This is a genomic window from Arcicella sp. GW821-FHT09D11 (assembly GCF_059416265.1).
Window position 1 is genome coordinate 1 of the sequence record NZ_JBWKOV010000014.1, and the last position, 24,343, is coordinate 24,343.

The window sequence follows — 24,343 nt, forward strand, 5'->3', positions numbered from 1 at the left end:
TTGGACAATGTGAAAATTCCCATCATAGGCGAAGAAGGAAAAGAAGCAAACGATACTTTTATCGAGCAGATTACGGCAAGTGCCAAGGCTGCCATTAACGAAGGAGTACGTTTAGGAGTAGTAGACTCCAGTAAAGTTGCTATTGGTGGGCATTCATATGGAGCTTTTATGACAGCTAATCTATTAACGCATACCAACTTATTCAAAGCAGGTTTTGCTTGTAGTGGTGCTTATAACAGAACGCTTACTCCCTTTGGTTTTCAGACAGAGGAACGCAATTATTGGCAAAGCCCAGCGATGTATAATACTATCTCGCCCTTCCAAAATGCCAATAAAATGAAGCACGCACTATTGCTTTTTCATGGTGATGCTGATAATAATCCAGGGACATTCACCCTACAAAGTGAACGATATTTTTTAGCCTTGAAAGGGCTAGGAGCGACCACAAGATATGTTAATCTACCCCATGAGTCACATGGTTATCGTGGTAAAGAGAACCTTCTTCAAGTGTATGCAGAAATCAATAACTGGTTTCAAAAATATGTAGTAAAAAACGAATTTTCAATTAATAAATAACCGTTTAAACAGGAAATATTATGAGACAAACAGTTGGAAACCTAATAGAGAAGATTCTTAACAGACCGAAAAATGCAGAACCGATTGAGTTCTTGACCGATGAGATGTCGCTACAAGTGCGTGGTGGAGACCGAGAATATACTCCGATGTACGATGATAAATCCAAGGATATTGATTGGGGAAGAGCAGCAATCTTACTCGATAATTTAAAATAAATTATTCACCAAGTTAAATAATATCATACCATGGCAAAGAAAAAATTCTTCATCAAAAAAGATGAAAAAGATGCTAAAAAGAAAGCATTAGAGCATTTTAATACCGAAGAGAATCAGATTATCTCTGAGGATGTTTTAGGTGGGTTTCGCCAATATGGAGGTAAAAATCCAGATCCTACTGAGCCACCACCACCAGCTCCACCAGCAGAATAGTAATTTTTATTAACGTATCAGTTAGCCATGAGAGAGAAATCAATTTGCAAAGTGTTGATTATGAGGGTTGCAAGTCGTTGCAACCTAAATTGTACCTATTGTTATATGTACAATGTGGGAGATGAGTCTTTCAAAAATCAACCTAAATTCATGAGTATTGATACTGTTGATAAAGTTATTGAGCAAGTCAGATTGCATTGTGAAACAAATGATTTAAAGTCATTTGAATTTATATTTCACGGTGGCGAGCCTATGCTTATTTCAAAGGAGTTTTATAGATACTTTGTGGAGCAAGCAAAAGACAGGCTTCCGAGTAAAACCAAACTTCTTTTTGCTATTCAAACCAATGGAATATTATTATCTGAAGAATGGTGTAAAGTATTTAGTGAGCTAAAAATTGAGTTAGGCATCAGCATTGATGGTTATCAAGAGAGCCACGACAAGTATAGATTAAATCACAACGGTGAGGGTTCATTTCGGTCAGTCATGCAAGGGTTTAAGATTGCCTCTGAATCGGCTTATCTTCAAAAGATTCCTGGGGTTTTGTCAGTCATTAATATTCAGTCAGATGCAGAAAAATTCTTTTATTTTTTGAAAGAATATAAGATTCAATTAATCGATTTTTTATTGCCTGACTGCTCTTATGAAAAACTTCCTTTGGGCTACGAGGATGGTATAAACGATAGGACACTGTATGCAGATTGGTTGATTATTCTTTTTGATTATTGGTTTACAGATAAAACCAATAATCCACAGATTATCTTTTTTGAACAACTCGTAAAAATCATCATTGGCATTGATGAGGGCTTTGAATACATTGGAAATAGAAAAGCAGAATTTTTAACGATTGAAACCGATGGTTCTATTGAAGTAACAGGCTCTTTTAAGGTTTGTGGTGATGGCTTTACCAAAAAGGGGTATAACATTCATACGAATACGTTAGATGAATCTTTGGAGGATGACCTTGCACAAAGATATATCAATGGTCATGACAACTTATGTTCAAAATGCCAAGCTTGTCCGATTGTGGAAGTTTGTGGGGGAGGGTTCGTCGCTCATCGCTATAGCAAACATAATGATTTTGATAACCCTTCAGTATACTGTTTGGATTTAATGAAATTGATTACTCATGTTCAGAACAAAGTACTTGATTACCTGCCTAGTGAATTAGTAGAGGAGAACGAGCTTACTTATCTGTCATTTGAAGAATTAAAGCATAATAACATTTAAAAAACTTGAACTTATGATAGCCAGCAGCAAATATAAATTTTATCGTCAGCTCGACTATATGGACTGCGGACCTACTTGCCTCAAGATGATATCAGCTTATTATGGTGTTGATTATCCGCTTGATTTCCTTAGAGCTAACTCTTTTATCACACGCCAAGGAGTGAGTCTCTTAGGAATTAGTGAGGCAGCCGAAAAAATTGGATTCAAAACCCTCGGAGCTAAACTTTCTTACGAGCAATTGTTTGATGAAGTACCCAAGCCTTGTATCCTTCACTGGAATCAAGAGCATTTTGTAGTACTTTATGATATGAAACGCCCTAATTTTAAGTTACCCTTTTCTAAAAATAATTCGGATAGGATTTTATTAGGAGACCCTGCCCATGGCTTAGTGTGGCTTGATAAGGAAAACTTTATGAAATCGTGGGTCAGTACCTCCGACAATAAAGGGGTGAGCTTATTATTAGAACCGACTAATCAATTCTACGAAACTGCTGAGGAAAAACAAAAGGAGTCAATGGGATTTAAGTTCTTGTTTCAATACATGACTCCCTACAAGAAATACTTGGTTCAAATTATCCTTGGAATGCTGTTCGGCAGTTTACTGTCAATGATTTTCCCATTCTTGACACAAAGCATGGTGGATTATGGTATTCAGCGACAAAATCATCAATTTATAAAACTGATATTAATTTCTCAACTACTTCTCTTTCTAGGGGGTATGGCTGTTGATATGATTCGAAATTGGATTTTGTTACACATCAATGCTCGCATGAGTGTGTCTATTATTTCCAATTTTTTACTGAAACTAATGCGATTACCCATTAGTTATTTTGAATCAAAAAATACGGGAGATATTTCTCAGCGGATTAATGACCACCATAGGATAGAATCTTTTCTGACGGGTTCAACCCTTCAGACATTATTCTCATTCATCAACCTAATCATTTTCTCGATAATATTAGGGATTTATAGTACCTCCATATTAGTTGTCTTTGCGGCAGGTAGTGTTGCTTCAATCATTTGGGTAGTGCTTTTTTTAGAAAAACGCAAAGATTTAGACTATAAACGCTTTCAGAGTTTAAGAGAAAACCAGAATAGCATCTATGAATTGATTACGGGTATGCAGGAAATTAAATTGAATAACTGCGAAAAAGCGCGTAGGTGGGAATGGGAAAGAATACAAGCTAAATTGTTCAAAATCAACATCAAAAGTTTGTCTCTTGAACAGTATCAAGAAGTAGGTTCAACATTTTTGACCCAGCTTAAGAATATCATTATCTCATATATGGTGGCGTCAGAAGTAATGAATAACCATATTACTTTAGGGGTAATGCTTAGTATTTCTTACATCATCGGGCAGTTGAATGCACCCCTTACGCAAATCATTAAATTTATGAGAAGCGTTCAGGATGCCCAAATAAGTTTGGACCGATTGGCAGAAATCCATAATCGCCCAGATGAAGAGGCCGACGAAGAGCAATTAATGGGTAAAGTGTTTTCAAGCGAACTAGATGATAGTTATGAAGACCAAACGTATTTTATAGAAGAAATTAGCGAAGGCAAAATCCTAAATGGAATGATTAACGCTCGAAAAGGAATAACCCTTGAAGATGTTTCATTCAGATATGGTAGTTCGCAAAGTCCATTGATTCTCAAGAATCTTAATTTACATATCCCAGCGGGGAAAGTAACTGCTATTGTTGGGGCAAGTGGTAGTGGAAAAACTACGCTGTTGAAGCTCTTATTGAAATTTTATCCCCCTAATGATGGCAAAATCTTAGTCAATGGCAACGATTTGAACGATTTATCGGCACGTGAATGGAGAAAAAAATGTGGGACTGTGATGCAAGATGGTTATATTTTTTCAGACACCATCACCCGAAACATTGCAGTGGATGGGGAAAAAATTGACGAAAAGAAATTGATAAATGCTGTCAGGGTGGCTAATATTCAAGACTATTTACGCAAACTTCCTTTAGGGTTTACCACCAAAATTGGCAGTACAGGTTCAGGGCTTAGTGGCGGACAAAAACAACGTATTTTCATCGCTAGGGCTGTCTATAAAAATCCCACTTATTTATTTTTTGATGAAGCCACAAGTGCCTTAGATGCCAATAATGAAAACATTATCATGGAAAACCTAGAAAAATTCTTTCATGGTAGAACCGTCGTCGTAATTGCTCATAGACTAAGTACCGTAAAAAATGCCGACCAGATAATTGTCATGGAAAATGGCGAAATCAGAGAAAAAGGTACTCATGTACAACTAGCCTCACAAAAGGGGTATTATTATGAGTTAGTCAAAAACCAATTAGACCTAGAAACAGCATAGCAATAATATTTATCATAAAACTATTCATTAACCATGCCAGAGCAAAGTAGCAGTTTCGAACTCAGGAGCGAAGAGATTCAAGAAATTATCGGTCTTGTTCCACATTGGATTGTTAGATGGGGTATTACTGTCTTATTCTCAATCCTGTTTGTATTCATCCTTACTTCATATTGGGTCAGTTATCCAGATGTTGCTCAGGCAAACGCCTTGATAACGACAACGATACAACCTAAAAAAGTATCATGGATGGCAACGCCACCTTTGGAATATAAATTGACGGTTGTTGATTCTCAGATTGTTAAAAAAGGGGATACATTGTTCATTGAAAATAATGTACAGACCAATGAAAAATTTTATGAAGTATCTACTGTAGCAGGACGAGTGATCATATTAAGGGCTACTGACAATAATCCTAATAAGTCAACCATCATAGTAACGCCAGCGATGTCTAGCTATCGTGTTCAACTATCGCTACCCATAAAAGGAGTAGGGCAGATTAAGGTAGGGCAACGGGTACAAATAAAACTAGACCCTTATCCTGTTAATGAATTTGGCTATTTAGAAGGAAAAATAACCGCCGTAGTTCCGTATGCAATTGATAACAATTATAGGGCATCAGTTGAACTAACGAACGGGATGAATACCACCAATGGCAAAAAAATACCACTTCAATATTACCTTATCGGAACGGCAGAAGTCATGCTGGATGAAAAAAGTTTATTAAGTCGTTTTACTGGAGGAAATTTTAATTGATAACAAGATGACATGCGCATTCTCAATTAATAAAGTATTTTTTGCATTTAACACCTATTATTGTTATATTTGATTATTATTCTATAAATAGTTATGCAAAATTTATTAACCTGTTTAATTGTTGATGACGAGCTCTTGGCACAAGAACTCATTGAAAAATTTGTAAATAGAATCCCCTATTTACAATGTGTAGGAAAGTGTTTTACAGCAATGGATGCACTTGTGATGATTAATGAAAAAAAGCCAGATATTATTTTTTTAGACATTAATATGCCAGAAATGACTGGACTAGAATTTTTAAAATCACTTACCAATACTCGCCCACAAATTATTATTACTACAGCTTACTCTTACCATGCAATAGAAGGTTATGAACACGATGTGGCTGATTTCTTATTAAAACCTTTTCCATTTGATAGATTCCTGAAGGCAATCAATAAGATTCAACAACGGATGATTGATAAGAAAAACAATGCCCCTGTTGCTACTGAGCCCAAAGAAACCATTGTCTCTTTGGAAGGAAAAGATATCAATAAAGAAGAGTCGGAAGAAGAAACATACCTTTTAGTAAAACAAGACAAAAAGCTCGTAAAAATTTATCCTCATGAAATTATTTTCATTGAAGGCATGAAGGATTATCTGAAGATACATACTAAAACAAAGTTTATCGTCATATACATGACGATGACGCGTATTGAACAACTATTACCAAAATCAAAATTTTTACGCATCAATCGTTCTTTTATCATTTCGTTAGCAGCCATGAAAAGTATTGAAGGCAACATGATTGAAATGTCGAACGATAGAAAATTAGATATTGGTAGTAGTTATCGAGAGAGTCTGAAAGAATACTTTAAAAGTAAAACCTTGATTTAGCAAAAGGTTTATGATAACTTGGTATTTATCAAGAAAACATTTGACGGTCGATTTTATTAATACAAGCCAGAAGATTATTTTTCTCAACTTGTATTGACGAAATCGACTTGTTTATTTTATATCCATTATACAAGATGAATAAAAGTTTTTTAGACAACGCAAAAATATATTTTTCACTCTATTCCCCCTCGGCACGTATTTGGACTCATGTGATATTTTGGGCTATCACTGCTCTTATTCTCTCTAGCTTTGGGTTTAATCTTGCTGGATGGGAATATCCAAAAGCGGCCTTAGTACATACTTTTTTCTTGGTTGTTAAATCAATGTTTGCTTATTATATAATTGCCTATTTATTGCTACCCCTTGTTATGAAAGGGAATAGTTGGTTTCTTTTTTTAATAGGAATAGGCATTATGTTTTTTCTAGATTCGGTAATTTCCTATTATATGTTTGAAACCGTTAGTAACAATTTTGACACTTCGCCTTATTATAAGCGATATGCAAAAACAATTAATGAAGGTGGATTAATGGGGTCAATCCTTTTCTCTAAATTATTTTTTATTCATATATACAATGAAACATTACCCATCTTGCCCCCACTAATTGTAAAATTCGTAAAAATAATTATTGCCTCTCGTAACAAAACGATTTCCCTACAGCGAGACAACCTTAATCTTGAATTAAACTTCCTAAAATCGCAGGTTAATCCACATTTCCTTTTTAATGTACTCAATAGTATATATTCCCTCATCGTTGAAAAGGACGAGACCGCCGCTAATATTATAGTGAGGTTATCGGGACTAATGCGTTACACACTTTATGAAACGGAAAGTGAAAAAGTATCTTTAAAGCGTGAGGTAGAATTTATTCAACAATATACCGAATTAGAGCGAATTCGTTTTCAAAGCAGAGTAAATATCACACTTACGATGGATAATGATTTTGGTAATTATCAAGTTCCACCACTGATTTTTATTTCTTTTGTAGAAAATGCATTCAAGCACGGCGTGAGTAATACAGGAAAGGCCTCTTGGGTGAAAATTGATTTTAGGATGAAAAAATCGACCGTCATACTTTGTGTTGAAAATAGCAAACCGACTCATATCATGCACGAAGAAGTACAAGGTGGAATAGGGCTATTTAATGTCAAAAAAAGACTGGAATTACTTTATCCAGACAAGTATAAACTATTAATTGAAAATAAAAAACAAACTTTTTTTGTCGAGCTACAACTAGAGTTGGTCTAGTTTATCTTCCTTTAATACCTACTTTATCTAAACAAGTCCATAGTTGCTCTAATTTTTTTCATTGCTGCTGCTGGTTTATGTTATTTAGTGTCATCATTAAATATATTTAACCTTTCAAACAGCAAAAACTATGAAAAATTCAAAACTAAATCTTGCAAAAAAAACTGTTTCTACCCTTAACAATAATCATTATTCAAATACCAATTTACATTTTAAGTCAGGAAGTACTACTATTACTATCGTGACAAGATGATAGAAAATTTACTCTTTTAAATTTTAATTACAGAATGGACAGCTACGGAATCCTATACGAAAATACTATTTTAGAAAACCAATTGGTAGACTATCTTGACAGGATAACTTTCCTAAAAAGAGAATGGTCTGGTTCTTTTGATAATGTAGAGAAATTCCTGCATGAAAAGCCTGTGGATTTATTATTTATTAGTGTTGAAAGTCCCCCTCAAGAGACGATTGTATTATTAGAAAAATTAGCTTTTTCTAATAATACAATCGTTATTTCATCTCCGAAGGCCTTGCCAAATTTTGAAAAGACGTTAACGCCATGCATTATAGAATATATCATTCGTCCGCTAACTTTTGAATTAGTTGTTAGTGCCATCATGAAATATTCTATGAAATATGACTGATAATTATCTCAACCTATAGTAATTAGAATCCTAAAATCATTCTCTTTTTCATTGTTGGAAGATTTTAGGATATTTACGAATGAAATAAACAGGCGTACAGCTCCAAGCATGACAATAGCTATTTACTAAATAGGCATTATATGGCGAAAGGAAATCGTCTTTAGGGTCATATACTTCCCAGAAAGTATCGGCACCTCTTTTTACCATATCTCCCCAATAGTCTGTTATTGCTGCTTTAGCTTCTTTGCCCATCCCAACTTGAATCATTGCTTCAATGACGTAGTGATATAAATATGGAGCGCCTGGTCTAACAACATTTTCCATTTTGGCTACTTGTTCTAAAGCTCTTTTGCCTTCTTCTTTTGAGGCAATACCGCTTAAAACCATCCATGCCTGTGAAGAATAGGACACTTGTTTGTCTGTACCACTCACAAAAACACCTCTATCTGCATCATATAAATTTTTATGAGAAGCTGCTGTCATTTTCTCAATCAATGCTGGTAACTCTTTTACCTCTTGTTCTTTGCCAAGCATTTTGGCTAAATCATAAGTATTTTTATAAGCCCAAATTACTACTCCTTGCAAGCTAGCTTGTTTATCTAACCCATTTCGCCAATCAAAAAATAACCACCATTCCTTCCCTGCTTTTTGATAATCCATCATGCCATCCTCACCGATGTATTTTTTAGGAATCTCAATTTGCTTCTTTACTGTCTTCCATAAATCTAATGCTGTTTGTTTATCGCCCGTAGCTTGTAAATATTCTTTTACAGCCACATTATAAATTAATGCATAATCAAACAATGGATTGATTTGTGGATGAAGAGTTGGTCGTTCGAAAACATTAGAAGGCACCACACCATTTTCATAACTTAGTCCTGCTAGAGTATATAAACAATGCTTGGTAAGATCATGATTTTTGAACGAGTAAATATTTGCCAATGACTCTAAATACAAATCTCCAATCCACAAACGGCGGTCTCTTTTTGGTCCATCCTCATACACAGTTTGCATACATTCTTTCAATGTATTTAGGCCTATCTGGTCTATTTGCTTAATGATTTCAGGTGTGCTACTAGCCAATGGAGCGGCTTTATGAGTAACAGAGGTAGTAGCTTTCACAAAAATATCCGAAACCTTAAAATCTGAATAGACAGAACTTCCTAACAACTCTATTTTTGCGTAACGAAATGCTAGTCTTCTTGGAATGGTAATTACTTTAGGAACTTCCGAGATAGTAATAATCTCATCTTGCAACCAAGCTCTGCTTAATCCCCCTTTGTACGGATCAAAAGGTTCTGCTACTTCTGCAGGCACTTCTCCAAAGGTAAATTTTAAACGAATAGGAGCATCAGCAGCTCTCCCAAAATCTTCAACCTTGAATGTGACAAAACCTGTGAGGTGTTCGCCAAAATCAAGGATAATACCTGTTTGCTTTTTAAACGATTTATTAAATAAAGAATCTGTTGTACCTGTTTTAACGATTTTCCACCCTTGAAAACTAGCAACATCTTTTTCAACTTTTACTACACTGATTGGGCGTTTGATTGTTTCGACTAATTTAGGCGTTGTTTTTTGGGCAGCATCCAACCAATGTTTGCGTTCATTTTTGTAATAATCTTGTGCTTTTAGCGATGAACTCCCTAATAAAAGGATGGTAACAGATAACCAAAACGGAGTAATTTTCATAGTTTTTATTGTTTATAAGAATCTTCAATAAAGGCAACCCTTTATTAGTAAAGATGTAAAATAAGCTAAAACTATCTTGGAATAAAACAAAAAATCTATATTTTATTCATATCCTAGCGTACATGATTGTTACTATAATAAAAACCTCTACTTTAGATTTTTATATAACGATAAATACTATACGTAAAGCACTTAAATATCTTGAAATTTAAAACAATGTTACTAATTTTTAGTAGTTAGCAATCTATAATTCAAGCGCTTTAATTTATCAAAATATAAATTTGTATAAACTATTTTGCTTTCTTCGGAAAGAAACGAATGTTTAATGAGCTGATGAATAAGTGGATAATCTTTTTGAAAAAAAGCAATGATTTGCTTCGCTCTCTTTTCATTTATTCCAATTTTAATACTAAAACTCACGAAATCATCATAGGTATAAAAGGCATTCGCTTTAAAAGACTCTGTTTCAAAATCATCCGAAAATAAACCGTCGGCTGTTGCCATATCATCATCATTCACGTGTAAACGGGTACAGAGCAAATCGTAAGCTGGAGCTAGAATCATATCTCCATTAAGGCTTTCTATTAATGAAAAATTCTTTAAGTGAGCATCCCCATTAGAAAACAGGTAATTAAATAACACTAAGCGGAAAAACTTTTCCATTTCAATTGAATAAGCCACTACATACTTTTTTATGAGCATGGCCATGTCTTCGTAACTACCCTCATATTTCATTGAGCTTCCCCCTTTAATACTTGATTTTCCTGCCAATGTGGCAAAATCTTCTACTATCAATTTTGTAGCATCTGAATGATAATCAAATCGTTTGGTCAGATACGCAGGTTGATTATCAGCAAAAAACATCATCGTATTTTCGGCTGTTTCTATTTTATAAACCTGTCTGGCTATTTGCATTGTTAGGTGTTCATTCGCAGGAATTTCATCAACCGCTTTAAAACGACTACTAGGAATGGGTTTTAAAATATACTCTCCATGCTCATTGACTTCAACCAATCGAAGTTTATTTTTGTCCAACAAGAGAGATACTTTTTCCTGAACTCCCGAAATAGAAATTCGTTGAATTTTAAAGGTACTTTCGGTAGGGTAATTTAAAGAAAATGGAAGATAATGACTTATTTTTTTACCATTAAAAAGGCGTCTTAACGCCAACGGAGAGAAGGATTTAAATCCTTCTTTGAGGGTAGAGGGGCAATATTTTAAATCTAAATTATTCATAAATAGGAATAACAGTTATAGCTCCTATCGTATCATATTGAGCGGTTGCCAATAATAATCCGAAAAAATCATTTTCATCAATCTTTAATAAACGACAAAGTGTTTCTTTGTTTGCCCCTTCGGGTAGCATATTATAAAAAACTGGAAAAAGAGCACGATGGTGATAAACTTGTTGGTTTTTGGGCATAGTCATACTTATAGGTCTGAAAGTCGAATGTTGGAAGTAATCATCCTCATATCGAAATACAAAACCGTTTTTATCTTCTGCTAAAATTCCCGCAGGAGTTCCTTTGAAATAAACCTTTGCCTTTCTCATAATTTTACATTCAGTTGTAATTCCATGCCTAATACTTCTGCCAATTTTAGCAATGTTTCTAAAGATGGGTTTCCTTCTCCACGTTCAATTGATACAATTGTTCGTAAAGCAACGCCCGAGATTTCTGCTAAGTCTTCTTGGCGTATCTTCAATACTTTACGCCTGTTTTTTATTTGTTCTCCTAAAGTTTGCTTATCCATTTATGCATCATAATGCGTTTATTAGTATAAATATACAATATGTTTTTTGATTATCTATAAAATATGCGTTTTAATGCATATTATCAAAGAAGATTAAGTATGTAATCTATTCAAGATAACATACTGTTGAAACTACTAACCATTTGCTACAATTAAAAATAGCCAAGGCTATGTATCGGTTACATAAATAAAGAAGATAAATTTGATGTTCGGTACTTGTAATTCATAAAATTATTATATCCATGAAATTTGTAAATTATATTTACAAATTTCATGGATATAATAAGAAATATTGAGTCATATTTCCAAAGTCAATGAAACGTATAAAGTAGAAGAAAATATTACGATTACATCATTAAACAGATTTTTACAGGATATTTTACCCCAACTTTAATAAACATCAATGTCACCTTTTTTGATGTATAATTTTTGTTATGTTAAGTAATATTTCTACCCCTTTATTATTTACCCGTCTTTTCATAGGGTGCATCTACAGGTTTAGACTCTGGTGAACCTTTTTGACGTAAATAAATACTCAAAAATACAATAGATAAAACCGCAAGAAATTCGCTCTGCCAATTTTGGAATGATTCAAACCAAAAACGACTTCCGACAAGATACTTTGAGAATGACATTACCTCTTCGTGGCTTAACAATTGCTGTTGTCTATACACTTCATAACTTCCATAAGCATGAAAGCAAAAAGAAATAGTAAATAATAAAACATACGCTATTGTAAGGGAATTTTGGTAGAACTTCAACCATATTCCTCCTTTCTTAACGGGCCAAGGGGCATTTGGATGAACTTTTGGCGCTTTATCTTCACTCTCTTCTCCTTCTAACGCTTTGGATTCTGCAGAACCTTTTTGTCGGAGGGAAATCGTAAATAATACGTAAACAATCATCTGGAAAAACTCGCTTTCCCAATTTTCAAAAGTGGCCGATAAAAAATGTCCTGTTTGAAGATAAGCTCCAAATGTTAAGCTATAGGCTCCATGTTCGTTTAATTCTTGATTATGTTCTTGCCATCCTGTAAGAGCCTGCCCTCCCCAAAAGAGCAAAAAACACCCCAGTAAGGCTAAAGATAGCCCATTATTCCTCCAAAAAGAGTTATTTTTCTTCATCACTAGTGTTTATTATTTTATTGATAAGGTTAAAAAAGTATACCACTTATTCTTCACTATATTTTTTACTGGTATAATTTTTTCATACATATACTAAACCATAGTTATTAATACATCCTTATATGAAATCGCAAGCAACAACTAAAGACAATAATCCCGGAATCAATAATAAAAAAACTTCTGAAATGGTATTTATCAGAAATAATTATCGAGGGTCGGGTAAATTGACAAATAAAGTAGCCTTTATTACAGGGGGCGATAGTGGTATTGGCAGAGCCATTGCTATCCATTTTGCTAGAGAGGGTGCTAATATTGCTATTCTTTATCATCCTTCAGAAAACAAAGATGCTAATATCACCAAAGAACTTATCGAAGATGAAGGAAGGGAATGTTTCCTGATAGGAGGAGATTTATTAGACCCATCTACTCCGAGACGGGCGACCCAAGCAGTCATCAAACGTTTTAATAAATTAGATATATTAGTTAACAATGCGGGTATACAACATCCTCAAGAGGATTTTACTAAAGTAAAATCAAAAGATTGGGAAGAAACGTTTAAAATAAATGTCTTCGGGTCTTTCCACATGGTTCAAGAGGCCCTAAAGCATCTCAAAGAAGGTGGTTGTATTATTATCACCGCTTCTGTAGTGGCTTATCAAGGTAATGGACATTTGATTGACTATGCTTCAAGCAAAGGTGCTTTGATAAGTTTTACCAGATCGTTGTCGGCAAGTTTAGCACATAAAAATATTCGGGTAAATGCTGTTGCACCAGGGCCTATCTGGACGCCGTTGGTTGCTTCTACATTTCCAGATCAAAAGAAAGAAGACTTTGGGAAAGATACGCCTATGCAACGGGGAGGACAGCCTTGGGAAGTAGCTACAGCGTTTGTTTTTCTAGCGTCTGAAGATAGCTCTTATATTACTGGTCAAGTGATTCATCCTAATGGTGGAGTCATCATCAATACGTAAGCACAAAAGCATACTCATTTAAAACTAATTTATATGCCTTCTATCCTAGTAACAGAAAGTAGCAAACATTTAGTAGCACACCGCCTAACGATTGCTTTTGCTGAAAGTGCCACGGCAGGAAGAGCAGCTGCTGAGTTCTCGATGGTAGAGGATTCGGGTAAATTACTGAAAGGTGGATTAGTTTACTATGATGCTTGTCTTAAAGAAACTATTTTGGGTGTACCAGCCGAAATGATTAAAGAATATACTCCCGAATCGGCTGAAGTAACCAAAGAGTTAGCTCACAGATTAAAATCCTTAATAGAGGCTGATGTTCTAGTAGCGATTACGGGGCTTACCAGTAGCGGCGGAAGTGAAACGCCCCAGAAACCCGTTGGTACGATGTTTATTCATCTGGTAACGAAAGACAAATCTATCGGCATTAAAGAAATATTTAAAGGTTCTCCTGAAGAAATTGTATTGCAAACTATAGACAGAGTTGCAAAACTTCTGTTGAGATACGTATAAACCAAGGGGTACTTTCATCTGATTTTCGTAAAAAGTAATTGAAAAAGGGTAAATTAATAGGTGTAGACTTAGCATAAAAAATAGGTAGAGGTTTTATTAGTTTTATAAACCAGCACTATTTAAGCTGGTACTTTATCTTTCTTTTCTCGTTGCCAAAAACGATGTAGTGCAATAGCATTTATAAAATCACCAGCTAATGCTTCTATCGAATTGTTGATAAATACTCCTTCTAATATCTCAGATACATCCTTATAATTTTCAGGAATTTTTCTTCCAAAATAAGTAGCCTTTAATACTGGTAAGGCCGCAGAATCAGTCGCAATTGCTTTACAATGCTTAAAGGTTTCATTTAGAAAATGAATTGCATCAGCATCAGCTTCTAGATAGGCCACACTATTGGAACCTCCGGGTACATACACGGCATCATATAGTACTGACGCAGCTGTAAGAAAACTCTTATCTACTTTTATTTCTTGATCATTTTCTGCAATAACGACGCCTAATTTTGGTGCAATTATTTCTACTACACCCCCTTGAGCTTGCAAAATGCTCTTCATTGTTTTAAGTGAATTTTCATTGACTCCATCTGCTACAAGGATGGCTATCTTACGGGTGAGGATAGAATCCTTTACGGTAGATGCCATACTTAGGGCTGCTGATTTTTCCAATGAGCTCTTTACGATAACAGGCTGATACGAAGCCACATCGGCATCGGCAGGATAGCTCTGATTTAAAGGCGTCTCTAAAGCAGAAGGAATCGAGATTCCTAAATTGTAGACTACTTTTGCAGCTAAACCTTTGTCTATATACCAAAGCATCTTGAGCATTCTTTTACGAATATATTCCGCTTTTACGTTTCCTAATTCGAAGCTCAAGGCATCTACAATATGATTTTTTTCATAATCAGACTGACTATTAAAAAAAAGCGTGGCTTGACTGAAATGGTCAAAAAAGCTTTGACTACGACCTCTAATCTTGTGAGCTTCAATGCGTTCATTATGGCTAGTAAAGCCTCCTTCACTCATTTTAGCTTGAAAAGGGCATCCGCTACTTATTGTGTTGGGGTCATAGCTTGTTTTGCCCTGATTAATTGTCTGCCTCATATGTCCATCTCGCTGATTATTATGCATCGGTGCAATTGGGCGATTAATAGGAATCTCATGAAAATTTGGACTTCCTAAGCGAGTAAGCTGGGTATCAGTATACGAAAACAAACGTCCTTGTAAAAGAGGATCATTCGAAAAGTCAATACCAGGCACAAGGTGCCCAGGGTGAAAAGCTACTTGTTCGGTTTCGGCAAAGAAGTTATCAGGGTTTCTATCCAACGTCATTTTACCAATTTTCATTACTGGCACCAATTCTTCAGGAATTATTTTGGTAGGATCTAACAAATCAAACTCGAATTTATGTTCGTCTTCTTCAGGAACAATTTGAACACCAAATTCCCATTCGGGGAAATTGCCACTTTCAATCGCTTCCCATAAATCACGACGGTGAAAATCAGGGTCTTTTCCTGAAATCTTTTGTGCTTCATCCCAACTTACCGAATGAACTCCCAATAAAGGTTTCCAGTGAAATTTCACAAAGGATGCCTTACCTTGGTCATTGATAAATTTAAAGGTATGCACACCAAACCCTTCAATCATGCGTAGGCTTCTAGGAAGGGCACGGTCGCTCATTACCCACATAATCATGTGCATACTTTCGGGTAATAATGAGATAAAGTCCCAGAAAGTATCATGTGCAGAAGCTGCCTGTGGAATTTCATTGTGTGGTTCAGGCTTAACAGCATGAATTAAATCAGGGAATTTGATAGCATCCTGAATAAAAAAAACAGGAACATTATTTCCTACCAAATCATAGTTTCCTTCTTCGGTATAGAATTTAACAGCAAATCCTCTGACATCACGTGCTAAATCGCTTGATCCGCGAGAACCCGCAACGGTTGAAAAACGCACAAATACGGGCGTTTTTTGAGCAGGGTCTTGTAGGAATTTAGCTTTGGTATAAGGAGCCATGGATTCATAAACCTGAAAATATCCATGTGCTGCTTCTCCCCTTGCGTGAACAACTCGTTCTGGAATTCTTTCATGATCAAAGTGAGTAATTTTCTCACGAAGTATAAAATCTTCCAACAAAGAAGGCCCACGTTCTCCAGCTTTCAGTGAGTTTTGGTTGTCATTAATTTTTAAACCCTGGTTGGTAGTCAGGAATTGATTATGACTATCTTCTTTATTGCTGTCAAGGTCAGCTTGTTTTTTATTAGTTGAGTTTTCCATTTTTTTATCTGATGAGATTTTTAGCGAATAAGACACCTATAAATACATGTATTATGAGCAGATTAATTAATGCTGGAGTGCTTACAACAGAACTCTCTTTGAGCATTGATAATATAATATACCAATGCTCAAAGAGAGTCTTGTTATTTTTTACTTCATTTGCAATTGGCTTATACCTCTTCTGCAGCCTCAATATTGATTGAACTTTCTGCAATGTTAGATAATGCGCTATCGGCTTCTTTTTCTTCTTCTAAGGTTTGGCTCAACAAATCAGCCGCCTCTTTTTCCCCTAGCGTATTAGCAAAAGCTACCAATGTGCCATAAGTGGCAATTTCGTAATGTTCTACTTTCTGACTTGCAGCAATAATACCTGCATCACGCACTACGCCTTCCTGCGTGCTTTCCATGATTTCCTCTGCTTCCTTAATCAACCCTTCTATGGCTTCGCATTTCTTGGTTTGTGCTTTTAATCCTAATACCTCAAATACTTTTTCCAAACGATCTACTTGGCCTTCAGTAACCGTGAGATGTTCTTGGATGGCGTCTACTAATTCCTGAGAAGTAGCTTTCTTAGCCATTTTTGGCAAAGCTTTTGTCAATGCTTTTTCAGCATAATAAATGTCTTTTAAGCTGTCTTCAAATAATTCGCTCAGGCCAGTAGCCACATCTGATTTTTTTTGTGTGTTTTTCATTTTTTCTCCAAATTAAGTTTGAATAGATTGCTTATAACACTAGATGCTAACGTTCAAGCATGTGTGTTTTTTTGATAAATAATAAAAAAAATATATACCACTTATTATTTACATTGTATAATGAGTAAGAAGCACCCCCAAACGGATTAGTTATGTATAGAATGTGGTATAACTACCTCATTTATTGTCAATTAATAATATTATTTTAAGCACTATAAATAGCGACAAAAGCCTTTAATTTCGATAAAGACTTAGTACATAGCTCTTTATCGAAAGCATCACTTATATTTTACAAGACTACTTTTACTTACATTTGTATATAACGACATAGCAATTAAGTATATCAAGTTTTTCTGGATAAAGTAACTTCATAAATGGTTATACGATAACCTAGCCTAATCACTGGTATATAAATATTATATGTAACCTTAAAACCTTGGTAAAAAATGACAAATGAGCAGAAGGCAATAAGAACAACTTATTTTAGTATAATAGGAAATATAGCCTTGGCTACGATAAAGGGACTTGCTGGACTTTTTGGAAACTCATATGCACTCATAGCAGATGCAATTGAATCTACCGCAGATATTTTTTCTTCTATCTTAGTCTTATTTGGACTTAAATATGCCAACAGACCTCCTGACAAAAATCATCCTTATGGACACGGTCGCATAGAACCATTAATTACTTTTTTAGTAGTTGGCTTTTTAATAACCTCTGCTGTAATTATCGCTTATGAAAGTATACAAAATATAGGTACTCCTCACGAACTGCCAAAAGCGTGGACGTTAATAATTTTAGGAATAATAATTATTTGGAAGGAAATATCTTATCAAATAGTCATTAAGAAGAGTAAAGAAACGAATAGCTCTTCATTAAAAGCAGATGCTTGGCACCACAGAAGCGATGCAATCACTTCGGTTTCTGCATTCATTGGCATTTCTATTGCCTTGTACTTTGGCAAAGGTTTTGAATCAGCCGATGATTGGGCCGCCCTATTTGCGTCAGTATTTATATTATACAATAGTTATTTAATCTTTAGACCAGCATTGGGTGAAGTCATGGACGAGAACGTTTATGATGATTTAATCGCTGAAATCAGAATAGTTGCCCTCACTGTAAATGGCGTGGTTGGTACTGAAAAATGCTTTATCCGTAAAGCAGGAATGAAATACCATGTTGACTTACACGCCACAGTAGATGGAAACTTAACCGTCAAGCAGGGACACGACATTGCTCATCATCTAAAAGACACATTACAACAAAAATTGCCTCAGCTTGGACAAATTTTGATACATATTGAGCCTAATAATATATAGAGAAAGCTACGCATATCTCAGAATATGTCAACGATATCAATGCAAACGCTAGTTATTTATTGTTTATCTACAGGAAGAGCTTGAGTATAACGTTCCAAATCTTTTACAGCAGGTCCTGTTAATACTTCACCTTTACAATTATACCTAGCGCCATGACAAGGACAGTCCCAGCTTTTTTCCTCGTTGTTCCACCCTACTGTGCATCCTAGATGAGTACAGGTTGGATTTACCATGTATAAATGTCCTTTTTCATCACGGTAAGCGGCAATGGTATTACCATCATAATTAATAATTTTTGCTTCATCATTCCCTATTTCGTCTAAGCCCTTTATTTTTTCTGCGGGCAAAATAGTCTTAAGTAAGTTCAATGTTACATCCGCACCTTCCTTTACTACATTACTAAAACTTGCTATCGGTTTTACTCTTGCTGGATTGAATAAATCTTCATGTCCACTAGATTTTCCAGTAATCATTCCAGTAAGGATTTTAGCCGCTATATGGCTATACATCATTCCATTACCACCATAGCCCGTAGCAGTATATACGTGTTTTTTATAGCCAGGTAATATTCCAATATAGGGTAGACCATCGGCAGGCTCAAAATATTGTGATGACCATTTATAGGAAATTCTTTCAATAGCAAAATTTTCACGCAAGTACTTCTCTAAATTCTCGAAACATTTTGCAGTATTTTCTTCATGACCCGTCTTATGATCTTCCCCCCCAGCTATCATATATTTTTGTCCATCTATCTCTTGCGTACGGAAATAATGATAAGGATTGTATAAATCATATACTAGACCACTAGGATAATTTTCGTCTGAAAGTTTTACAGCCATTGCGTAACTACGATACGGGGCTGACATAAAATGTAACACATTTGTACCTGGAGGAATATGAGTACAGTATATAAAATCTTTTGCTATAAAAGTTTTATCAAGAGACGTTTTGACAGTAACAGTTTTATCATTTTCTTCCAAATCTATGATACGACAGTCTTCTAAAATAGTGCCTCCTGCTTTTGAAAAAATATCTGCCAAGTGGAATAAATATGTCAATGGATGAAAACTTGCTTGTCCTGAGAATTTTGCTGCTGATAAGAATTTAATCGGAACAGGAATATTTTCACAAGACGACACCTCAACACCAACCTTTTTGCAAGATGCTATAATTTTTTGTAATTCTTCTTCCTGCTTTTCATCTTGTGCATATAAATAACCATCTTGTTCAATGTATTCACAATTAATGTTAAATTGGTTTACATTTTGTTTAATCAAAGCCAATGCGTTTGCTACTGCCTTTGCTACTTCTGTCGCTACCTCTTCATTAAAGTTTTTCGCTATTTGATAATAAGGTACATCTAAGAAAGTATTGATATGAGCCGTAGTACCTCCTGTCGTACCAAAACCAATGGTATGAGCTTCGGCAATCATTACATTTTTACCTGCAAGCTGAAGTAATAAACCTGTAACAATTCCAGTAATACCTGCACCAGCAATCACTACGTCATATTTATTATTGGCACTAAGGCTGTGATTATCTATTTGAACAGTTGAAGGCTTAACAGTTGCCTGCCAAATACTGGTTCGTTGTCCGTCTCTTTCCATATACAAAATGTTTAAAAAAGAGGTTTAAAAAACTATACCAGAAAGAATTGCCATTTAAAGTAGCTCATAAATTTCTTTTCTGTCCCATCGCTTCTAAATAGCGATACACTGTAGCCCTTCCAACACCAATAATACTAGCTATTTCATCTGCTGATTTCTTTTGTTGATATAGCATTACTGCCGTTTCTGCTTTTTTTAAAGCATCAGAACTTAATCCTTTTTTTCTTCCTCCAGTACGTCCTCTTGCTCTGGCTGAGGCTAAGCCTGCTCTGGTTCTTTCACGAATGATATCTCGCTCAAATTCTGCTAATGACGCAAAGATATTTAGAAATAGTCGACCTTGAGCACTCGAAGTATCAATAGTATCTTTTATTGATACAAAATGGACTTTCTTATTTTCCAGCGTTTCAATTAACTGAATTAATTCTTTTAATGACCTTCCTAAACGATCTAACTTCCAGACAATGAGCGTATCCCCTGTTCTCAAATTATCTAGTAGTCTTATTAGTTGTGGGCGCTCTTTTCCTGAAGATACCTTTTCTTGATAAATTCTTTCACAACCAAATTTTGTTAGGTCATCTGTTTGTAAATCTAAATGTTGGTCTTGGGTAGAAACCCTAGCATATCCTATCTTCATATTTTTGTATCATTAACTATTAAAATACTATATATTGATATTTTGTTTTACAAGATAACAATTTGATATAAAATAGTACAATGAACGTAGAAAAATAGCAATGTGTATTGTTGTCTCTTTAAACGGTCGTTTTATGAGATTAAAATTTAGTGTTTGAGACAACCATTATCTTGATGAAGCAAACGAATATTTGTTAATATATTGTAGTGGAAGCAAAGACCTTCTTAAAACTTAGAAAGCACATTCTGTAATTATATTGACTACGTTTTAAGTTTTCTATCACAATGATTTTTATAGATTACTATTGATGACAATAGCAAGTTTTATAATCATCTATTTTTACCTATATATTAAATTTTTTCAATAATGTTTGTAAAGTTTAATTTAGAAAACTAATTTTGTATATATAATCTATAATAACTATAGATTATATATAAAATCAACAATCTAAAAATATAAATAAAGCGATTTAAAAAAGATTATCTGTTTTAAATAAAAATGCCACTTCTGCTGGAACAGAAGTGGCTGGTTCAAAAAAGGTTCATTGTGGAATGATTCAGGAGCACGCAAAAGCAGTACTCCCAGTACCTTATTTTTTTAATTTAACCAATACAAAGTAAATGAAAAAAAAATTACTAGTAGTATTATGGCTAGGTATTTTATTGGTTCCTTTTGGTTTTTTTGCCCAAAATACCGATGCTACCATTAATTCTACACTCTCGGGAAGAGTGTTAGACGAAACTTCAAGGGAACCCCTCATTGGCGCTTCTATTAAAATTAAAGGAACTACTCATGGTGTATTAGCTGATGCAGAGGGTAGGTTTTACTTTAAGACTGGTCAAAAATTTCCTTATATTCTTGTTGTAAATTATGTAGGATATGATACCAAAGAGGTTATTGTAAAAACCGCCAACATCGAAATTCAACTTAAAGCTAATAACAAGGAGTTAAATGAAATCGTAGTTGTGGGTTATGGCACACAAGAACGTAAAAACTTGATTGGGTCAATCACTAAAGTAAACCCTTCAGATGTTAGTTCGATTCCTGTGGGAAGTATTGATGCTCAATTACAAGGAAAAGTATCAGGTGTACAAATTTCGTCTGCAACGGGTGTTCCTGGCGAGGCAGTTAATGTAAGAGTGCGTGGAGCAACTTCTATCAATGCCGACAACGACCCTTTGTATGTAGTAGACGGGGTGTTTATCAATAGTAATAGCCTTCAAACAATTGGTACAGGTGGCAAAGCTACTTCTCCTATTGCAGACTTGAACCCCACTGATATTCAAAGCATTGAAGTGTTGAAAGATGCTGAAGCAACAGCTTTGTATGGTTCAAGAGGTGCTAATGGCGTAATCTTGATTACCACCAAAAGAGGTAATTTTGAACAAGCACCAAAAGTAAATGTGAACGCAAGTTTTGGTCAAGCAAAAGCTACTAAACTTTGGGAATTGACAACTGGCCCAGAACACGCTCAATTAGTAAATGAATGGTGGATTAATACAGGAAAAGATACGCCATCGCTTAACAGAACGGTAGCAAACCGACCTTTCAGACCTGTATCAGAAGGTGGACGTGGCTTGCCCGAAGAACAACAAACTTATGATAGACTGAGCGAAGCTTTCCGTACAGCTACGCTTCAAAGTTATGATGTATCGCTATCAGGAGGTACAAAAACCACTAAGTATTATATTGGTGGTGGTTTCAATTCACAAGAAGCTATTCTTAAACCAATCACTTTTAATCGTGCAAGTTTTAAAGTAAATCTCGACCAAAAGATTAACGATAAAGTACAAATTGGTGTAAGCAACTCTTTCTCAAGAACCTACCGTAATCAGGCTCGTGCTGGTGATGGTCCACAAGGTGGTTTATTACAAGCAGCTTTGCATACGCCTACTTATTTATCACCCTATAATGAACAAGGTGTTTTAGTGGGTCGTGCAGGCTTTGATAACTTGACTTTATTACTGGAAAATTACGATGTAAACTCTACTAGTTTAAGGTATATTGGTAACATTTATGCAGAGGCTTATCTTCTTCCTAACCTAAAACTTCGTTCAAGTTGGGGTGTTGATTATAACAATTATAATGAATCAGAGTATTGGAATACCTTCCTTTTATTAGGCGCACAAGGTGGTTTGGCTACTTCTTCGATTTCTCAATTTACTTCATTATTGAATGAACAAACGCTTACTTATCGCCAAAAATTGGGAGACAAACACTCTTTTGGTATTGTGGTGGGTAATACCTTACAAAGTGACGTATTAAACAGAACGTATGCAGAAGGAAGAGGTTTTGCCAATAATTCTTTCAAAATTATTTCTTCAGCAGCTACCACAATTAGTTCTCAAAACTGGAGTAAAAGCAATTTAGCTTCCTTTTTTGCGAAAGCAGATTATAATTTTGATGGCAAATACTTATTCAATGTAAGCCTGAGAGCGGATGGTTCTTCACGCTTTGGAACAGACCGAAAATGGGGATATTTCCCAGCGGTAGGGGCTGCTTGGCGATTAAAACAGGAAGATTTTCTTAAAAACAATACTGTTATTTCAGACTTGAAATTAAAAGCAAGTTATGGTATTGTGGGTAACCAAAACGGTATCGGGAACTTTGCTTCGCAAGGTTTGTGGACAGGTGGTGCACCATACCAAGGAAATGCAGGAACAGCACCACAACAATTGGCTAATCCAGATTTAAGATGGGAAAAGACAAATCAATTTAATGTGGGTGTAGATGCTTCTTTATTAAATGGAAAAATTGCCTTTGAATTAAATTACTATACTAAATATACCAGAGATGGCTTGTTGCAATTGGCTTTACCAAGCACAACTGGCTTTGCCAATTATTGGAGCAACGCTGCCGAGATTAGCAATAAAGGTTTTGAGTTTAGTATCAATACTACTAATATCCAACAAGGTGGTTTTACTTGGACATCTAGTTTAAATATTGCTCAAAACATTAATAATATTGAAAAGTTGGAAAATCCACTTCGTTATGGAAGTAGAGAATTGATTCTTCAACAACAAGGTACGCCTCTTTACTCTTTCTGGGTATATAAACAATTGTATGTTGACCCTCAAACAGGAAACGTGGTGTATGAAGATGTAAATAAAGATGGACAAATCACTGTGGCTGACCGACAAATTGTAGGAAGTATTTGGCCGAAGTTCTTCGGTGGTTTTACTAACAATTTTACTTACAAAGGCTTTGAGGTATCAGCATTTTTAGCTTTTCAGTACGGTAACAAAATCTATAACCACAATAAATTCTTTGGCGAAGGCGGTGGATCTAGAGATGCAGCTCGAATTATTTTTGCCAGTAACGTAGCTCGTTGGCAAAAACCGGGTGACATCACCGATGTCCCTCGTCCAGATGGCGTTAATGTAAATAACTATCGTGATGGTGGAAGTCGCTGGTTAGAAGATGGTTCGTTTATACGTCTCCGTTCGTTAAATGTAGGCTATAACTTACCAAAATCTTTTGCTAAAAAACTCGGTGCAGAAGCATTTAAGGTATTTGTAAATGGTACCAATCTTTTCTTGATTACTAAATATACTGGACTCGACCCAGAGTCTAGTGCTAGTAGTGACCAAAATGCCCAAGGTATCGATTTAGGAACACCACCACAACCTCGTAGTTTTCAAGCTGGTTTTAATTTGACTTTCTAAATCAACTTAAGC

At 35.2% G+C, this 24,343-nt stretch carries 22 protein-coding genes; 13 read left to right on the plus strand and 9 right to left on the minus strand.

Features of this window, described 5'->3' with window-relative positions; all coding sequences use genetic code 11:
- The 9 genes from AC07N0_RS22020 to AC07N0_RS22060 all read left to right on the plus strand — a co-directional run.
- The coding region (locus tag AC07N0_RS22020) for an alpha/beta hydrolase family protein (RefSeq protein WP_494591016.1) at positions 1-576 on the plus strand (576 nt) is incomplete at its 5' end.
- 20 nt (positions 577-596) lie between these two features.
- Entirely contained in the window at positions 597-791 is a 195-nt protein-coding gene (locus AC07N0_RS22025; protein WP_323248688.1) for a hypothetical protein, read from the plus strand.
- A 30-nt stretch (positions 792-821) separates the two neighbouring features.
- Positions 822-1,004 (plus strand): hypothetical protein, encoded by a 183-nt coding sequence (locus AC07N0_RS22030; protein ID WP_323248690.1) that lies wholly within the window; start codon positions 822-824, stop codon positions 1,002-1,004.
- Positions 1,005-1,064: 60 nt separating this feature from the next.
- Positions 1,065-2,234 (plus strand): radical SAM protein, encoded by a 1,170-nt coding sequence (locus AC07N0_RS22035; protein ID WP_494591064.1) that lies wholly within the window; start codon positions 1,065-1,067, stop codon positions 2,232-2,234.
- A gap of 13 nt (positions 2,235-2,247) precedes the next feature.
- Positions 2,248-4,566, plus strand: coding sequence for a peptidase domain-containing ABC transporter (locus AC07N0_RS22040; RefSeq protein ID WP_494591017.1), 2,319 nt, complete (start codon positions 2,248-2,250; stop codon positions 4,564-4,566).
- 33 nt (positions 4,567-4,599) lie between these two features.
- A complete protein-coding gene (locus tag AC07N0_RS22045; protein ID WP_492804454.1) occupies positions 4,600-5,319 on the plus strand; it encodes a hypothetical protein in 720 nt (239 codons plus the stop codon).
- Positions 5,320-5,412: 93 nt separating this feature from the next.
- On the plus strand, positions 5,413-6,195 hold the full coding sequence (locus AC07N0_RS22050) for a LytR/AlgR family response regulator transcription factor (protein ID WP_494591018.1): 783 nt from the start codon (positions 5,413-5,415) through the stop codon (positions 6,193-6,195).
- 134 nt (positions 6,196-6,329) lie between these two features.
- Positions 6,330-7,442 carry a sensor histidine kinase gene (locus AC07N0_RS22055; RefSeq protein WP_494591019.1) on the plus strand — a complete coding sequence of 371 codons (1,113 nt, stop codon included), beginning with the start codon at positions 6,330-6,332 and terminating at the stop codon, positions 7,440-7,442.
- A gap of 287 nt (positions 7,443-7,729) precedes the next feature.
- Complete coding sequence (locus tag AC07N0_RS22060; protein WP_494591020.1) at positions 7,730-8,089, plus strand: hypothetical protein; 360 nt, start codon at positions 7,730-7,732, stop codon at positions 8,087-8,089.
- A gap of 48 nt (positions 8,090-8,137) precedes the next feature.
- Here AC07N0_RS22060 and AC07N0_RS22065 read toward each other — a convergent pair whose 3' ends face one another.
- From AC07N0_RS22065 to AC07N0_RS22085, 5 genes are all read right to left on the minus strand, one after another.
- Complete coding sequence (locus AC07N0_RS22065) at positions 8,138-9,778, minus strand: alpha-L-rhamnosidase-related protein (protein WP_494591021.1); 1,641 nt, start codon at positions 9,776-9,778, stop codon at positions 8,138-8,140.
- Between the two features lie 222 nt (positions 9,779-10,000).
- On the minus strand, positions 10,001-11,014 hold the full coding sequence (locus AC07N0_RS22070) for a type II toxin-antitoxin system HipA family toxin (RefSeq protein ID WP_494591022.1): 1,014 nt from the start codon (positions 11,012-11,014) through the stop codon (positions 10,001-10,003).
- Entirely contained in the window at positions 11,007-11,330 is a 324-nt protein-coding gene (locus AC07N0_RS22075) for a HipA N-terminal domain-containing protein (RefSeq protein WP_492804443.1), read from the minus strand. Before AC07N0_RS22075 ends, AC07N0_RS22070 begins: the two co-directional genes overlap by 8 nt.
- Positions 11,327-11,530, minus strand: coding sequence for a helix-turn-helix domain-containing protein (locus AC07N0_RS22080; protein ID WP_492804441.1), 204 nt, complete (start codon positions 11,528-11,530; stop codon positions 11,327-11,329). Before AC07N0_RS22080 ends, AC07N0_RS22075 begins: the two co-directional genes overlap by 4 nt.
- Positions 11,531-11,991: 461 nt before the next feature.
- Positions 11,992-12,654, minus strand: a complete 663-nt coding sequence (locus AC07N0_RS22085; protein ID WP_494591023.1) for a DUF6766 family protein — start codon at positions 12,652-12,654, stop codon at positions 11,992-11,994.
- Between the two features lie 122 nt (positions 12,655-12,776).
- Between AC07N0_RS22085 and AC07N0_RS22090 the strand changes: the two genes are divergently transcribed.
- Together AC07N0_RS22090 and AC07N0_RS22095 are read left to right on the plus strand one after the other, a co-directional pair.
- Positions 12,777-13,625 (plus strand): SDR family oxidoreductase, encoded by an 849-nt coding sequence (locus tag AC07N0_RS22090; protein ID WP_492804439.1) that lies wholly within the window; start codon positions 12,777-12,779, stop codon positions 13,623-13,625.
- A 33-nt stretch (positions 13,626-13,658) separates the two neighbouring features.
- On the plus strand, positions 13,659-14,132 hold the full coding sequence (locus AC07N0_RS22095; protein WP_494591024.1) for a CinA family protein: 474 nt from the start codon (positions 13,659-13,661) through the stop codon (positions 14,130-14,132).
- A 119-nt stretch (positions 14,133-14,251) separates the two neighbouring features.
- Here the strand turns inward: AC07N0_RS22095 and AC07N0_RS22100 are convergent, their stop codons facing one another.
- Together AC07N0_RS22100 and AC07N0_RS22105 are read right to left on the minus strand one after the other, a co-directional pair.
- A complete protein-coding gene (locus tag AC07N0_RS22100) occupies positions 14,252-16,411 on the minus strand; it encodes a catalase (protein WP_494591025.1) in 2,160 nt (719 codons plus the stop codon).
- A 170-nt stretch (positions 16,412-16,581) separates the two neighbouring features.
- Positions 16,582-17,103: a YciE/YciF ferroxidase family protein gene (locus tag AC07N0_RS22105; RefSeq protein WP_492804435.1), complete on the minus strand. Its 522-nt coding sequence runs from the start codon at positions 17,101-17,103 to the stop codon at positions 16,582-16,584.
- 446 nt (positions 17,104-17,549) lie between these two features.
- Here AC07N0_RS22105 and AC07N0_RS22110 point away from each other — a divergent pair, with 446 nt between their 5' ends.
- Positions 17,550-18,422, plus strand: coding sequence for a cation diffusion facilitator family transporter (locus AC07N0_RS22110; protein ID WP_494591026.1), 873 nt, complete (start codon positions 17,550-17,552; stop codon positions 18,420-18,422).
- Positions 18,423-18,478: 56 nt separating this feature from the next.
- On the opposite strand, the gene AC07N0_RS22115 is transcribed toward AC07N0_RS22110, so the two are convergent.
- A complete protein-coding gene (locus tag AC07N0_RS22115) occupies positions 18,479-20,029 on the minus strand; it encodes an FAD-dependent oxidoreductase (RefSeq protein ID WP_494591027.1) in 1,551 nt (516 codons plus the stop codon).
- 64 nt (positions 20,030-20,093) lie between these two features.
- Positions 20,094-20,666 (minus strand): recombinase family protein, encoded by a 573-nt coding sequence (locus tag AC07N0_RS22120; RefSeq protein ID WP_494591028.1) that lies wholly within the window; start codon positions 20,664-20,666, stop codon positions 20,094-20,096.
- A gap of 620 nt (positions 20,667-21,286) precedes the next feature.
- Between AC07N0_RS22120 and AC07N0_RS22125 the strand changes: the two genes are divergently transcribed.
- Positions 21,287-24,331 carry a SusC/RagA family TonB-linked outer membrane protein gene (locus tag AC07N0_RS22125; protein ID WP_494591029.1) on the plus strand — a complete coding sequence of 1,015 codons (3,045 nt, stop codon included), beginning with the start codon at positions 21,287-21,289 and terminating at the stop codon, positions 24,329-24,331.
- The last annotated feature ends 12 nt before the right edge of the window (positions 24,332-24,343 follow it).